Annotated in this window: 15 protein-coding genes and 1 riboswitch; of the genes, 5 read left to right on the top strand and 10 right to left on the bottom strand. The window is 55.0% G+C overall.

The features are described 5' to 3' along the window. Both tnpA and ygiD read right to left on the bottom strand, forming a co-directional pair. Nucleotides 1-221, bottom strand: a 221-nt coding sequence (gene tnpA / locus GA0061071_RS20215; protein ID WP_139109650.1) for an IS200/IS605 family transposase, incomplete at its 3' end; no start/stop codon positions are given. 149 nt (nt 222-370) lie between these two features. After that, on the bottom strand, nt 371-1,159 hold the full coding sequence (gene ygiD / locus GA0061071_RS20220; protein WP_061493100.1) for a 4,5-DOPA-extradiol-dioxygenase: 789 nt from the start codon (nt 1,157-1,159) through the stop codon (nt 371-373). Between the two features lie 196 nt (nt 1,160-1,355). Here ygiD and zupT point away from each other — a divergent pair, with 196 nt between their 5' ends. Beyond that, a complete protein-coding gene (gene zupT, locus GA0061071_RS20225) occupies nt 1,356-2,132 on the top strand; it encodes a zinc transporter ZupT (RefSeq protein ID WP_061493099.1) in 777 nt (258 codons plus the stop codon). A gap of 34 nt (nt 2,133-2,166) precedes the next feature. Here zupT and GA0061071_RS23515 read toward each other — a convergent pair whose 3' ends face one another. Then, nucleotides 2,167-2,340, bottom strand: coding sequence for a hypothetical protein (locus GA0061071_RS23515; protein WP_071889854.1), 174 nt, complete (start codon nt 2,338-2,340; stop codon nt 2,167-2,169). A 240-nt stretch (nt 2,341-2,580) separates the two neighbouring features. Then, nucleotides 2,581-3,234 carry a 3,4-dihydroxy-2-butanone-4-phosphate synthase gene (ribB, locus tag GA0061071_RS20235; RefSeq protein ID WP_088237697.1) on the bottom strand — a complete coding sequence of 218 codons (654 nt, stop codon included), beginning with the start codon at nt 3,232-3,234 and terminating at the stop codon, nt 2,581-2,583. A gap of 105 nt (nt 3,235-3,339) precedes the next feature. After that, nucleotides 3,340-3,489: riboswitch (FMN riboswitch) on the bottom strand. Between the two features lie 122 nt (nt 3,490-3,611). Between ribB and ubiK the strand changes: the two genes are divergently transcribed. Continuing rightward, nucleotides 3,612-3,908: a ubiquinone biosynthesis accessory factor UbiK gene (gene ubiK, locus GA0061071_RS20240; protein ID WP_061493097.1), complete on the top strand. Its 297-nt coding sequence runs from the start codon at nt 3,612-3,614 to the stop codon at nt 3,906-3,908. Between the two features lie 42 nt (nt 3,909-3,950). Here the strand turns inward: ubiK and hldE are convergent, their stop codons facing one another. From hldE to GA0061071_RS20255, 3 genes are read right to left on the bottom strand one after another with little or no spacing between them, the layout of a single operon-like run. Then, nucleotides 3,951-5,381, bottom strand: coding sequence for a bifunctional D-glycero-beta-D-manno-heptose-7-phosphate kinase/D-glycero-beta-D-manno-heptose 1-phosphate adenylyltransferase HldE (gene hldE, locus GA0061071_RS20245; protein ID WP_061493096.1), 1,431 nt, complete (start codon nt 5,379-5,381; stop codon nt 3,951-3,953). A gap of 46 nt (nt 5,382-5,427) precedes the next feature. Then, nucleotides 5,428-8,277 carry a bifunctional [glutamate--ammonia ligase]-adenylyl-L-tyrosine phosphorylase/[glutamate--ammonia-ligase] adenylyltransferase gene (gene glnE / locus GA0061071_RS20250; protein WP_088237696.1) on the bottom strand — a complete coding sequence of 950 codons (2,850 nt, stop codon included), beginning with the start codon at nt 8,275-8,277 and terminating at the stop codon, nt 5,428-5,430. Between the two features lie 16 nt (nt 8,278-8,293). Continuing rightward, entirely contained in the window at nt 8,294-9,595 is a 1,302-nt protein-coding gene (locus GA0061071_RS20255) for a CYTH domain-containing protein (protein WP_061493094.1), read from the bottom strand. A gap of 239 nt (nt 9,596-9,834) precedes the next feature. Between GA0061071_RS20255 and GA0061071_RS20260 the strand changes: the two genes are divergently transcribed. Together GA0061071_RS20260 and GA0061071_RS20265 are read left to right on the top strand one after the other, a co-directional pair. Beyond that, a complete protein-coding gene (locus tag GA0061071_RS20260) occupies nt 9,835-10,449 on the top strand; it encodes a TIGR04211 family SH3 domain-containing protein (protein ID WP_088237695.1) in 615 nt (204 codons plus the stop codon). A 66-nt stretch (nt 10,450-10,515) separates the two neighbouring features. Continuing rightward, on the top strand, nt 10,516-11,757 hold the full coding sequence (locus GA0061071_RS20265; protein WP_088237694.1) for a multifunctional CCA addition/repair protein: 1,242 nt from the start codon (nt 10,516-10,518) through the stop codon (nt 11,755-11,757). Nucleotides 11,758-11,768: 11 nt separating this feature from the next. On the opposite strand, the gene bacA is transcribed toward GA0061071_RS20265, so the two are convergent. Together bacA and folB are read right to left on the bottom strand one after the other, a co-directional pair. Then, nucleotides 11,769-12,587, bottom strand: coding sequence for an undecaprenyl-diphosphate phosphatase (gene bacA / locus GA0061071_RS20270; protein ID WP_061493091.1), 819 nt, complete (start codon nt 12,585-12,587; stop codon nt 11,769-11,771). 107 nt (nt 12,588-12,694) lie between these two features. Continuing rightward, nucleotides 12,695-13,063 carry a bifunctional dihydroneopterin aldolase/7,8-dihydroneopterin epimerase gene (gene folB / locus GA0061071_RS20275; protein WP_061493090.1) on the bottom strand — a complete coding sequence of 123 codons (369 nt, stop codon included), beginning with the start codon at nt 13,061-13,063 and terminating at the stop codon, nt 12,695-12,697. 163 nt (nt 13,064-13,226) lie between these two features. Between folB and plsY the strand changes: the two genes are divergently transcribed. Continuing rightward, a complete protein-coding gene (gene plsY, locus GA0061071_RS20280; RefSeq protein WP_061493089.1) occupies nt 13,227-13,838 on the top strand; it encodes a glycerol-3-phosphate 1-O-acyltransferase PlsY in 612 nt (203 codons plus the stop codon). A 42-nt stretch (nt 13,839-13,880) separates the two neighbouring features. Here the strand turns inward: plsY and tsaD are convergent, their stop codons facing one another. Then, on the bottom strand, nt 13,881-14,894 hold the full coding sequence (gene tsaD / locus GA0061071_RS20285; protein ID WP_088237693.1) for a tRNA (adenosine(37)-N6)-threonylcarbamoyltransferase complex transferase subunit TsaD: 1,014 nt from the start codon (nt 14,892-14,894) through the stop codon (nt 13,881-13,883). Nucleotides 14,895-15,049 lie beyond the last annotated feature (155 nt).

Raw genomic sequence — 15,049 nt, forward strand, 5'->3', positions numbered from 1 at the left:
ATCGAGATTTTCGGCGGGACTATTACGACCAGATGTACATGATCTGGCTGAACATTTAGCTCCAGAACCTCACAATCCTTTATTCCGCAGAGAATGTAGATTGTCCTGTAAAGTTCCTTGCCCAACTTATCTTTCAGGATCCTGAAACGGTACTTAGGCGTCCAGACTATGTGGTATTTACAACGCCAATATACATGTGATGAACTCCTGTAAAGCCCCATGTCGGTTTGTCTCCTTTTACTTGTGGTGAGTAAGCAGAGATATTCCGGCATGGGCATTCTTCAGGCTATAGCCTTACAGGATCAATCACCACCTCCCCAGGAGGTGGTTTAGGGGTGACAACAAAAATGGCGCATTACGCGCCATTGGGTTAACCAACCTGAACGGAAAGCATGCTGAGAGAGCCCATCTCAATGCCATCAACCGGGATCGACACTGGCTCTTTACCGTCCCACGCGCCAAGTACGTACAACAGTGGCAAGAAGTGCTCCGGCGTCGGGTTCGATAACGAACCGCCTTCATGGTCAAGGTAGTTGACCAGCGGATGTTGCTCAGCCGGTCCCTGCCAGGTCAGATTCTCTTTCACAAAGTCATTGAACGACGTTGCCCACGGGTATGGCGTGTTCTCACCGTGCCAACGCGCTGTTCTCAGGTTGTGCACGACGTTACCACTGGCAACCAGCATAATGCCCTCGTCACGCAACGTCGCCAGTTTACGCCCCATCTCAAGATGCCATGCTGCGGGTTTAGTGCTGTCCACACTCAGTTGCACCATCGGGATATCCGCATTGGGGTACATTTTTATCAATACTCCCCATGAACCGTGGTCGAAACCCCAGGCTTCTTTGTCGAGCACCACCGGCACCGGTGCCAGCAGTTCAACCAAATGCTGCGCTAATTCTGGTGAACCCGGCGCCGGATAATGCGTGTCATACAGCGCCTGCGGGAAACCGCCAAAATCATGGATCGTTTTCGGTGCTTCCATCGCCGTCACGCCCGTGCCACGCGTAAACCAGTGGGCGGATACCACTACAATCGCTTTCGGGCGCGGCAGTGTTTCGCCCAGTTCCCCCCAGGCACGGGTATAAATGTTATCTTCCAGAACATTCATTGGGCTACCGTGGCCCAAAAACAGCGCTGGCATACGGGGTGCTGACATGGTGATATCCTTACAGAGTGTGACAATTTGATAGCACTACATTACGCCTTTTCAGGAGACGAAGAACTCTGATAACCATGATGAAGATCTTCAGTAATTTTGAATGTAAGGAATGCGTAAAGATGGCGCGCCCGCCTCGCTTTTCGCAACGTGAAAACATACATTAATGAGAATCATTATCATAAAGGAGTTATGCATGTCAGTGCCCCTAATCCTGACTTTACTGGCAGGCGCTGCCACCTTTATTGGCGCGATCCTCGGCGTGTTAGGCCAGAAACCCTCTAATCGCGTACTGGCGTTTTCGCTTGGTTTTGCCGCCGGAATTATGTTGCTCATCTCGCTGATGGAGATGCTTCCCGCCGCGCTGGCAACAGAGAATATGTCGCCCATGCTGGGCTATGGCATGTTTGTTGTCGGGTTGCTGGGTTACTTTGCGCTGGATCGCATGCTGCCTCACGCCCACCCGCAGGACTTAATGCAGGGTACACAACACAGCTTCCCGCGCGGCATCCGCCGTACCGCCATTCTGCTGACGCTCGGTATCAGTCTGCATAACTTTCCGGAAGGGATCGCCACGTATGTCACCGCCAGCAACGATCTGGAGTTGGGGTTCGGCATCGCTTTTGCGGTGGCATTGCACAATATTCCTGAAGGACTTGCGGTTGCCGGCCCGGTCTATGCCGCTACGGGTTCCAAACGTACTGCTATCTTCTGGGCCGGCATTTCGGGTCTGGCGGAAATTATCGGCGGCGTACTGGCGTGGTTGATCCTCGGTAGCCTGGTGTCACCGGTGGTGATGGCTGCAATCATGGCTGCCGTCGCGGGGATTATGGTTGCGCTTTCTGTAGATGAGCTTATGCCCCTGGCAAAAGAAATAGACCCGAATAATAACCCGAGCTATGGCGTACTGTGTGGTATGTCGGTGATGGGATTAAGCCTGGTCGCCCTTCAGGCGATGGGAATTGGCGGTTAAGCCGACCGCCTGCCACCATGGACGGGTAGCGCTGCTACTCGCCCTGCCTGGCACCGCTGATTTTCTTCAACTCATCAAGCACACGCTGATAAGCTGTGTATAGCGCATCGCGGTCGTGGCGACAGGCTTTATTGTTGCGTTTAAGCGCATGAATATAGACAACGAGGACCAGAACAATAAGCAGTAGCCAATACCAGGAAATAAACATCGCGACTCCATGACTCTATTTGGCAAAAAACACAACGCAGAATCATTAAAAATCTTTTTAATTTAACGGATTAGGTGAATTCAAACCCATTACTCACATCAGATAACGCCATTACCACTTTATAAGTAGAGGCCTAAGATTTCAACGTGTGAGCATGAGAAGTGCAACAAAGTTTGATACAGGACAGGCAAAAAAAATCCGAAGCCAGCGACTTCGGATTTTTAGCGTTAACGGCAACAATTAGCTGGCTTTGCGCTCATGCTCCTGACGGTATGCCACGAGGTCTTCAATCGTCACAACCGCCATATTGTGTTGCTTAGCAAACGCGATGCACTCCGGCGCACGGGCCATAGAGCCATCGTCATTGGTTAATTCACACAGCACACCCGCCGGTTTAAACCCGGCCAGCGTGACTAAATCGATAGTGGCTTCGGTATGGCCGCCACGGGTCAGAACACCACCCGGTTGCGCACGCAGTGGGAAGACGTGACCAGGACGGTTCAGGTCAGACGGTTTAGCACCGTCTGCAATTGCCGCGCGAACGGTCGTAATACGGTCAGCAGCGGAAACACCGGTGGTGACGCCGTGAGCGGCTTCAATAGTGACGGTAAAACCGGTGCCATAGGCGCTGGTATTGTTCTCGACCATCATGGGCAGATCGAGTTGTTTACGGCGTTCGTCAGTCAGGCATAAACAGACAATCCCACTACCGTGACGGATAGTCAGCGCCATCTGCTCAACGGTCATGGTTTCGGCGGCAAAAATCATATCGCCTTCGTTTTCACGGTCCTCGTCATCGAGCACCATTACACCCCGGCCTTCGCGCAGTGCGGTGAGTGCGTTTTCAATACGTTGGAAAGGCGTGCCAAAAGAAGAAAGCAGCGTCTGATTCATGGTAAAAGACCTCAATAAAGTTATGGTTACCAGAATCAGGGCAGTCTTAGGAGTGTCGCAAAGCGGCAAAAAAATAACGCGAGCGGGCATCATGCCCGGCAGTATCGTTACTCTCTCCCATCCGGACTTTAACCGTCGGCCCCGGAATTACACCGGATCTGCTGACCTTCAGGCATTAACCTGAAGCGCTCGCGGGCTTTCAGCGTACGCTGATTTACCGCCGGTGGGGAATTTCGCCCCGCCCTGAGAATAAGCGGAATAACTATAACGCCATTGATTACCTTCGGCAATGCATAAGCTTCAAACAATTCTGGTTTATCACCTGGGGTTATCACACTACAATGACTGCATGAGCCCATCCGAGCAGGGAACCCAAAATGATTGACCCGAAAAAAATTGAACAGATTGCGCGCCAGGTTCACGAATCCATGCCAAAAGGGATCCGTGAGTTCGGGGAAGACGTTGAGAAGAAGATCCGTCAGACGCTACAGGCACAGTTAACCCGCCTCGATCTGGTAAGCCGTGAAGAGTTTGACGTGCAAACGCAGGTGCTGCTGCGCACACGTGAGAAGCTGGCTTTACTGGAACAGCGCCTTAGCGAACTGGAGAATCAGGGAAAAAACACCGAAGTGAAACCCGCGCCTGCTATTCCGCCGGTTGACGATCACGCGTAATACGACGCGCTCTTTGCCTGGCAAAGAGCGCTATTAGAGGGTTTAATCACCCTGTTTCTGGATTTTTTTGATGATATTGGTGGTTGAACAACCGTCTTCAAAGTTGAGCACCAGTACTTCACCGCCGTTGGCCCAGACCTCTTTGCTACCGGCAATTTGCTCCGGCTGGTAGTCACCGCCTTTTACCAGCAGATCCGGCAGGATCCCGGCAATCAGACGCTGCGGCGTATCTTCTTCAAACGAAACCACCCAATCCACCGCTTCCAGCGCGCTCAGCACAATCATGCGCTGCTCCAGCGGGTTCACCGGACGGGTGTCGCCTTTCAGGCGTCGAGTGGACGCATCACTGTTCACCGCAACAATAAGACGATCGCCGAGTTTCCGCGCATTCGCCAGATAAGAGACGTGCCCGGCATGCAGGATGTCGAAAACGCCATTGGTCATCACGACTTTCTCACCACGCTTACGCGCTGCAGCAACAGCCTCTTTCAGCTCCGCTTCCGTCATCACGCCAAAACCGGTTTCCGCACGACCACGCACCGCGTTCTCCAGCTCAATCGGCGTCACGGTTGAAGTACCGAGTTTACCGACCACCACACCCGCCGCCGCGTTCGCGAAGTAGCAGGCTTCTTCCAGAGAATTGCCCGACGCCAGCGTTGCCGCAAGAACGCCGATGACCGTATCGCCAGCACCGGTCACGTCATACACTTCCTGCGCCTGGGTTGGCATATGCAGTGGCGCTTTACCCGGTTGCAGCAGTGTCATGCCCTGTTCGGACCGGGTCACCAGCAGCGCCGACAGCTCATAGTCAGCGATCAATTTCATGCCGCGCTCAACGATCTCCGCTTCGCTTTTGCATTTACCCACGACGGCCTCGAACTCGGATAAGTTAGGCGTCAGCAGCGTTGCACCGCGATAGCGTTCGAAATCGGTGCCTTTCGGATCGATAAGCACCGGTACACCTGCGTTGCGCGCCAGCGTAATCATCTGCCGGACGCTGACCAGTGCGCCTTTGGCATAATCAGACAGCACCAGCGCGCCAACGTTGCCCAGCGCCTGGCTAATACGATCGTGCATCGGTTGCGGGTCAACGCCATCAAACCCTTCTTCAAAATCGAGACGGATCAGTTGCTGGTTGCGGGAAAGCACGCGCAGCTTGGTGATCGTCGGATGCGTCGGAACAGAAACAAAGTCGCATTTAACGTTAACGTCCGCCAGCGCCTTACTGAGCGCCCGCGCCGCATCGTCAATACCGGTCAGCCCGACCAGACGTGCAGTAGCACCCAACGATGCGATGTTCATCGCCACGTTTGCCGCGCCGCCGGGGCGCTCTTCAATCGTATCGACCTTCACCACGGGTACTGGCGCTTCCGGAGAAATGCGGCTTGTTGGGCCGTACCAGTAGCGATCCAGCATCACATCACCCACTACCATGACACCGGCCTGTTCAAACTCTGGCAGCGTTACTTTCATTCCTGTCTCCTGAGAGATACAAAATTTGCGCGCGATAATACCACACTTACGCGTGGGCGCACGGTTCCACCAGCCACTTCTCCCAGCTCGCTTTGATCAGAGCGCGCTCAGCGACAAAACAAGAGAGCGCGACATTTCCCGGCAGCTCCTGCAACGCAAGATGGTGCAGTTCATCACGCAGCGTGGTGTAAGCGTGCGTCAGCGCCAGCGCTTCTTGCTCATCCATAATGCCGTTTTGCGCAAGCCCTTCGAGGATGCGTACATTATCCGACCAGCGTGTCAGCTTCGGTTTGTCATGCGCGTATCGCAGCACCAGATACTGCGCGATAAACTCGATATCTGTAATACCGCCTTCATCTGCTTTCAGGTCGAAGCGATCTTTATGTTTGTTGCCGAGATGCGCACGCATCTTTTCCCGCATCTCACGCACTTCGGTTTGCAACGTCTCCCCGTCACGTGGAGTCATCAGAATATCGCGACGAATAGCGTCAAAATCGGCGGTCAGTTGCGGATCGCCGTACACCACGCGCGCACGCGCCAGTGCCTGATGCTCCCACGTCCAGGCTTCGTTTTTCTGATAATCCGCGAACGATTCCGTCGTCGTCACCAGCATACCTGCCGCGCCGGATGGGCGCAGACGGGCGTCGACTTCGTAAAGGATGCCGGACGATGTGCGGGTGCTGAACAGGTGCATGACTCGCTGGGCAAGACGCAGATAAAACTGACGACCATCAATTTCCCGTTCGCCATCGGTCATGGCATCCGGTGGGCAATCATGTAAGAACACCAGATCGAGATCGGAACTGTAGCCCAGTTCCCAGCCCCCCAGCTTACCGTATCCCACCACGGCAAAACCGCGCCCTTCGCGCTCGCGCAGGTGCGTCGGCTGGCCATAACGGGCCACCATTTGCCCCCACGCCTGCTGTACCACCGCATCGATAATCGCTTCTGCCAGCCAGGTCAGATGATCGCTCACCTTCATCACCGGCAGCGTTCCGGCAATGTCCGCCGCCGCTACGCGCAACAATTGGGCCTGTTTAAACTGGCGCACCGCTTCGAGCTGTTGCTCTTCATCATCTTCAGGCACGCGCAGTAAATATTGCCGCAGCTCATCGCGGTACGCATTCATTGCCGTGGGCTGATACAGCGTGTTGGGATCGAGCAGTTCATCCAGCAGTATCGGATAACGCGCCAACTGGCTGGCGACCATCGGCGATGCCGCGCACAGCGAGATCAAATGCTTCAGCGCACCGGGGAATTCACTCAACAGCTCGAGGTAGGTCGTTCGGGTAATAATGCCGGTCAGTAGCGGCGTCAGGCGCGACAACGGCACCGGGGCATCATCACGCGAGCACACATCGCTGAGCAAGTGCGGCATCAAATGGTCGAGCACCTGACGACCACGCGGCCCAATGGTGCGTTTATCAAGTTCTTTGCGAAAATCGGCAATCAACGCCAGCACGCGATGGCGATCGTCATCAGAGAGGTGCGCCAGCGCAGGTGTGGTGTCATCTTCCTGCAGCGCGTCCTGCCACAGTTCGCGCCAGTGTTCAGACAGGGTATCTTCCGGCGAATCCGTTTCATCATCGCCAATCAACGCATTAAAAATGCGTCGTACCGCCGCCATATGGGTTTCCAGCGCACAACTGAGCGCTTCCCAGTCGGGAACGCCCATTCCCCAGGCGAGTCGCGACCGATTCAGTTCATCACCCGGCAGCGTCTGTGTCTGTTCGTCATTAATACTTTGCAGCAGGTTTTCCAGCCGGCGTAGCCAGAGATAGGCTTCACGCAGGGTGGTGGCCTCGCCCTCCGGCAACAAGCGCAACTGATCAATTGCCGCCAGCGTCGGCAGCAACGAACGGGATTGCAGCGCCGGTTCGCGACCACCGCGGATCAGCTGAAACACCTGGACGATAAATTCGATTTCGCGAATGCCGCCAGCGCCCAGCTTGATGTTGTCTTTCAAACCACGGCGGCGCACTTCGCGGGCAATCATGCCCTTCATATTACGCAGCGATTGAATGACGCTAAAATCGATATAACGGCGGAAGACAAAGGGCCGCAGCATCGCCCGCAACTCCCTGGCGTGATCGCCGTCGTCATCCCCCATGATCCGCGCTTTGACCATGGCATAGCGCTCCCAGTCGCGCCCCTGCTCCTGGTAATAATCCTCCAGCGCGGCAAAGCTGAGCACCAGCGGGCCGCTGTCGCCAAAGGGACGCAGTCGCATATCCACGCGGTAGACAAACCCATCCTGCGTGGGTTGATCGAGCACTTTAATCAGCCGCTGGCCGAGACGCGTGAAAAACTGCGCATTATCCAGCTCCCGCCTGCCGCCACGGGTAGCACCGTTTTCCGGCCAGGCAAAAATCAAATCAATATCAGACGAGAAGTTCAGTTCGCCGCCGCCGAGTTTCCCCATTCCCAGCACCAGCATCGGCTGCGCAACACCCTGCGTATTGCACGGCGTGCCCCATTCGCGGCAGCAGGCATCGTAGAGCCAGTCTCGCGCCGCAACAATCAGCGTTTCCGCCAGCACGCTTAACTGCTGAAGAATGTCTTCTTCCGCTGTCAGTCGCAGCGCCTGAGCCCAGGCAATACGCACCATTACGCGGCGGCGAAACTGCCGCAATGCCCGCATCAGCGATGCTTCATCCGCAACGTCCTGCAACACGCTTTGCAACATGGAGGCATAGTGCCGCCACTCGTCAGCCTGCGGCGGCGCGCTTTCAAGCTCCGCTAACCACGCCGGATGCGCGATGATCGCATCCTGAACAAAGTCACTAAAAGTGAGCACTGACTGCGCCTGTGCGCTTAGTGGTTTCGCGGCTATGGATTCCGGCAGACGAGTGAGTACCGTCTGCCAGTGTTGCGATAACGGTGAGGCGTGCGACATCCGAAATATCCTTTAGTTAGCGTTTCCCGCTGTGTAACCAGAACGGTGGCTGGTTAATGGCGGTATTACGGAAATGTTCAATTTCGATGATTTGGCGGGTTTCAATGGCGTGATACAGCCCTTGCCAATTTTCCAGCCATTCAATCGCCAGTGCGCGATCGTAAAAACCGGCCAGCAGCAACGCGCTGTCGATATCCCGCGCCAGGCGCGGCAACTGGTCGCGATAGCTGTCGCCAAGCGGTTGAGCAAACGTTTTTTTCAGCTCAGCGGCGGTGCGCGAGAGGTGAACATCCGCAAAGCGTTTAAACGAATCGGCAAACTTCGCCTGTGCTTTTTCATCCAGGAAAGCACGCCAGCCTTGGCTCACCAACCATTCTGTCAGCACCAGTTTTGCCATGGCTGATGGCGTGCTCCAGACGGCTGTCTCGGCGGAGACCGCAGAGGTGATGGTGGCTTCAGCTTGCGTCAGTAAATCACGTAAGTGAGCGCTCGCTTTACGCGGCACAATACCGCCAAACAGCACCAGAGTATGACGCAGCAGCGCAATGGCGCGCAGTACATCGTCTTTTGCGCGGTTGTTCCCCCGAATCCATAACTCTTCGTGGTACTGCCATTGCGACAGCGCCAGCTCCAGCGCGGCGGCGAACCCCTGCTCTACGCTGGCTTTCGCTACTGGTTGCAGAATCGGCGTCGGGTGAATTTCACGTGGCGTATTGCCCTGCGCCAGATGATAACCGCGCGCCGCTTTGCTCAGACTTCCCTGACGTAACCCTGAGAGCGTGACGAGCTGGCGCGCCAGCTTAAGGATATCCGATGGATCGCCACTCAGCAGTTCCAGCTCCAGTTCGCAAATCGGCTCGGCAAATTCACCGGCTTTGACTTCGCCTAAATCAAGAGCAATCTCAATGCGACTGTCGCCCACGGTCACCAGCCATTTTTCGCGCCAGAAATCGGTGCTAAACAGCGGGTGAGTCTGCGCCTGTAAGTCAGCAGGCAGAGAGCCTTCCGGCCACACTTCTGCCGGGAAACGCGCCAGGTCAAGCTCGGCTTTTTCCAGCGGAATGTTGTATTCCGGGCGTTGATGTAAACCGCCGATCACCCGACCGGCGATTTTCATCGTCATCTCATATTTGCCGTCAAAACCGCGAATACGCAGCCCCATATCGTGGCCACGCAGCCAGTTGTCCGGCGTTTCATAATAGATGTTCAGTAGCTGGCTGGGTGCGACATGTTCGTCGGTCAGCGTATGGAGATGTTGGCGAAGCGTTTCCACGCTGTCGCTATTCACGATAAACTTTAATTCGATTTCCTGAGCCATGGCCTTGCACTTATGGTTATGTCACATCAGTGAAAATTTCGGCGAACTAACGCGCCCGATGTTTGTCAGTAGATAGTATTTTGCGCCAAATTGCCATGCAATGCGCAAACTGGCTGGAGCAAAAGTTCGCATAAGTGCGCAGTTTGACCCGGAAGATTCCGATTGATGCCAACAGCAGGGTATCGTCAGACTGTGGTCACTGTTTACCCTTCACGTCCAATGGAAATAACGACTACCTGATGCCAAAATTACGCCTGATTGGATTGACCTTATTTGCGCTTAGCGTGTCCCTGGGAACCCACGCTGAGGAAAAACGTTATGTTTCCGACGAACTGAATACCTGGGTCCGTAGCGGACCGGGAGATAATTACCGCCTTGTGGGCACGGTGAATGCCGGCGAGGAAGTGACCCTGCTGCAATCCAATAGCGATTATGGTCAGGTGCGCGATAGCACCGGGCGTACCGCGTGGATCCCTCTCAAAGAACTGAATACCCAGCCCAGCCTGCGCACCCGCGTACCGGAACTGGAAAACCAGGTCAAAACGCTGACCGATAAACTCAACAATATCGACAATACCTGGAACCAGCGCACTGCCGAGATGCAGCAGAAAGTCGCGCAGAGCGATGGTGTCATTAGCGGCCTGAAAGATGAAAATCAGAAACTCAAAAACGAGTTAATTGTGGCGCAAAAAAAGGTGAATGCCGCCAATCTGCAACTGGATGACAAACAGCGCACCATCATTATGCAATGGTTTATGTATGGCGGCGGCGTGCTGGGCGCAGGCCTGTTACTGGGCCTGGTGTTGCCGCATATGATCCCCACCCGCAAACGCAAAGATCGCTGGATGAACTAAGCACATTAGCCATCTTCTCTACACTTACGTATTATCAGTCGGCAAAATAAGTGAGAGGAGTGGCGGGTGAAGAGTTATCTGGTCGGTGGTGCAGTACGCGATACGTTGTTAGGCCTGCCAGTCAAAGACAGAGACTGGGTGGTAGTCGGCGCCACGCCGGAAGAGATGCTCAACGCGGGCTACCAACAGGTAGGCCGTGATTTTCCTGTGTTCCTGCACCCGAAAAGCCACGAAGAGTATGCCCTGGCACGCACCGAGCGCAAATCGGGCGTCGGCTATACAGGATTCACTGTCCATGCGGCACCAGACGTTACGCTTGAGCAAGATTTGCTGCGCCGCGACTTAACCGTTAACGCCCTCGCACAGGATGAAAACGGCAACATCATCGATCCTTTCAATGGTCAGCGAGATCTGCACAATCGGATCCTGCGCCATGTCTCCCCCGCCTTTGGCGAAGATCCTTTACGCGTTCTGCGCGTTGCGCGCTTTGCTGCCCGCTATGCGCATCTCAGTTTTCGCATTGCCGATGAGACCATGGCGCTGATGCGCGCCATGACAGACGCGGGTGAACTGGCGCATTTGACCACCGAACGCGTATGGCAAGAGACGGAAAATGCATTGCGCACCCGTAACCCGCAGGTCTACTTCCAGGTACTGCGGGATTGCGGCGCGCTGGCCGTTTTATTCCCGGAAGTGGACGCGCTGTATGGTGTTCCCGCGCCCGCGAAATGGCATCCGGAAATCGATACGGGCGTGCATACATTGATGACGCTGACAATGGCGGCCATGCTCAGCCCGGACGTGGATGTGCGTTTTGCCACGTTGTGCCACGATCTGGGCAAAGGGTTAACCCCCAAAGAGCTGTGGCCACGACATCATGGTCATGGCCCGGCTGGCGTAAAATTGGTAGAAGGGCTGTGTAAACGGCTTCGCGTTCCTAATGACATCCGCGACCTGGCAAAACTGGTGGCGGAGTTTCACGATCTGATCCACACCTTCCCGATCCTGTTGCCCAAAACTATCGTGAAATTGTTTGATTCTATCGACGCCTGGCGTAAGCCGCACCGCGTCGAGCAAATCGCGCTGACCAGTGAGGCAGATGTGCGCGGTCGTACCGGGTTTGAAGCCAGCGATTATCCGCAGGGGCGTTTATTGCGTGAAGCCTGGGAAGTGGCGCGTGCGGTGCCAACCAAAGCGGTGATTGATGCGGGTTTTAAAGGCGCGGAAGTGCGCGAAGAGCTGACCCGTAGACGGATAGCAGCCCTTGCACACTGGAAAGAGCAGCGTTGCCCTCAGCCGAAAGAGTGAGGGCGCAACGCTTATAAAAAGACCAGATAGACAACCGCAGCGACGATAAAACGGTAAATCGCGAAGGGGATAAACGAGATACGTTTAATCACGTGCAGGAAGGTTTTGATGGCAATCAGCGCCACAATGAACGCTGTAATAAAGCCAACGGCGAACATCGGGATATCACCGGTCGTGAGGAACCCCATACTTTTATAGAGATCCAGCACCGTGGCCCCCATCATCATGGGCACTGCCAGCAGGAACGAAAACTCAGACGCCGCGTAACGGCTTACTCCCATCAACATCCCGCCGGAAATGGTGGCGCCGGAACGGGAGAAGCCCGGCCACAGCGCCAGGCACTGGAAGCAGCCAATCATAAAGGCCTGACGATAGGTAATATCATCAACCCCTTCCGCGCGCGGAACCTTAGGTTTAAGAACTTCTGCGGCAATCAACAGTACACCACCCACCACCAACGCATAGGTCACGGTCAGCGGGTTAAACAGCGACTTGATGGTATCGTGGAAGACCAGCCCGAGCACCACGGCCGGAACCATGCCGAGCAGAATATGCCCCAGTGTCAAGCGGCCTGTACCGGTGCCTTCATGGGGCTGATGACCGAAATGAATACCAATTAAACCAAACAGGCGTCGCCAGAACATCACCACAACCGCCAGAATCGACCCCAGCTGAATCACCACCTCAAAGGTTTTTGCCGTATCGCCCTCAAATCCCAGTAAATGCCCTACGATAATCATATGGCCGGTACTGGAGACCGGCAGAAATTCGGTAAGCCCTTCAACGACACCCAGAATGGCTGCCACCAGCAACGAATGCATATCGCCCATCAAATAAACCCCTAAGAAAGCTATAAAAAACGGCTTACCCCGCAGAGAAGCCGAAAATGCCGTTATCTATGACCTGAATACTAGCGCTTGGTTTAATTATTATGAATTTAAATACTTTCTTTCGGATTTAAGCCACGCTCAATGATCACGCCTACGTTTAGCGCGCGCGCGACCGCGCCTGGTTTGCTGAGTTTGATGCGCACCCACGGCGACTGAAAGCGCGCCAGCAGCAGGTCTGCAACCTCTTCCGCCACACGCTCCACCAGTGCAAAACGCCCGCCTTCAACATGACCGACAATCACATCGGCGATATCGGCATAGCTCAGGCAATCCTTCACATCATCACTTTTAGCGGCTTTGCGGTTATCCCACGCCATTTCGATATCGAACACCAGCTTCTGTTCAATGGTCTGTTCCCAGTCGTAAACACCAATTGTGGTGATAACTGAAAGCTGCTCAATAAATACGATGTCCATTACACCTCGCCTGCTAGTGGGTTACACACTTCTTGCTTCAGGCCGCCGCTTTCCTGGCGATCCGTCAGATTTTGCGCATTCCCTGGATACCACTTTCCGGAATTTATGCGTATTATCCACGGATGCAGAGAATAAAACGACATTTTCACAACGGAACAGCGTTATGAGTGCAATCGCGCCCGGAATGATCTTCCTCGCGTACCTTTGCGGCTCAATTTCCAGCGCAATTCTGGTCTGCCGCATCGCGGGTCTTCCGGACCCACGCGAGAGTGGCTCCGGAAACCCCGGAGCGACCAACGTATTAAGAATTGGCGGCAAAGGAGCAGCCGTAACGGTACTGATTTTTGACGTATTGAAAGGCATGCTGCCGGTCTGGGGCGCATACGCGCTGGGCATCACGCCATTCTGGCTAGGCCTCATCGCGATAGCTGCCTGTCTTGGGCATATCTGGCCCATTTTCTTTAAGTTTCAGGGCGGTAAAGGTGTGGCCACAGCATTTGGCGCCATAGCGCCAATTGGCTGGGATTTAACAGGTGTGATGGCGGGAACCTGGCTGCTGACGGTGCTGCTAAGCGGTTATTCCTCCCTGGGCGCGATTGTCAGTGCGCTGATTGCCCCATTCTATGTCTGGTGGTTCAAACCGCAGTTCACTTTCCCGGTGGCGATGCTGTCGTGCCTGATCCTGCTGCGCCACCACGACAATATTCAGCGCCTGTGGCGACGCCAGGAAACCAAAATCTGGACCCGGCTCAAAAAGAAAAAACGGGAAGAGTAGGAATGTTGCCCGGCGCGCAAATAGCAACCGGGCTGTCATAGATCACGCCGCAGGTAGCTCCGCCAGCGGCCAGCGAGGGCGAACAGTCACGCCAAGCCCGGCGTCATTCCCCACTTTCAGGCGCACCATCCCCGCATAAGCAATCATCGCGCCGTTGTCGGTGCAAAACTCCGGACGCGCATAAAAGACCTCACCGCGACGCTTTTGCATCATCTCCGCCAGTTTTGCGCGCAAGGTCCGGTTGGCGCTCACGCCGCCCGCCATGACAAGGCGCGTAAAGCCGGTTTGATCCAGCGCGCGCTTGCATTTGATCATCAGTGTATCGACCACCGCATCTTCAAACGCACGTGCAATGTCGGCACGGGTTTGCTCATCGTCGCCATTACTTCGAATGGTGTTCGCCGCAAAGGTTTTCAGACCGGAGAAACTGAAATCCAGCCCGGGACGGTCAGTCATCGGGCGCGGGAAAACAAAACGCCCCGCCGTCCCCTGCGATGCGAGTTTTGACAGCATCGGGCCACCTGGATAATCCAGTCCGAGCAGTTTCGCCGTTTTATCAAAGGCTTCGCCTGCCGCATCATCAATCGACTCGCCCAGCAGTTCATAATGGCCAATGCCCGTGACGCTAATCAATTGTGTGTGACCGCCGGAAACCAGCAGAGCGACAAAGGGGAATGCCGGGGGATTATCTTCCAGCATCGGCGCCAGTAGATGCCCTTCCATATGGTGAACAGGGATAGCCGGAACATTCCAGGCAAACGCCAGTGAACGACCGACGGTCGCGCCGACCAGCAGCGCGCCAACCAGCCCCGGACCGGCAGTATAGGCCACCGCATCAATATCTTTTGCGGTTAATCCGGACTCTTTCAGCGCAGCCTGAATCAGCGGCACGGTTTTGCGCACATGGTCGCGGGATGCCAGTTCCGGCACCACTCCGCCGTAATCGGCGTGCAGTTTTACCTGACTATACAGTTGGTTGGCTAAAAGCCCTTGTTGATCGTCATAAATTGCGATGCCGGTTTCATCGCAGGATGTTTCAATGCCCAGTACGCGCATGGCTATTTTTACCTCGTTGCAATACCGCGCAGTGTAGGGCGAATGCGGGTCGATGTAAAACTTTGCTCACCCCAGGTGAGGAGTTCGTGTATACTCCCCACCCTTATGAAAGTCCCTTTCAAAAAGGGCGGAGGTGCTTTACAAAGCAACAGTAG

It is taken from the genome of Kosakonia oryzendophytica, assembly GCF_900094925.1.
GTDB lineage: Bacteria > Pseudomonadota > Gammaproteobacteria > Enterobacterales > Enterobacteriaceae > Kosakonia > Kosakonia oryzendophytica.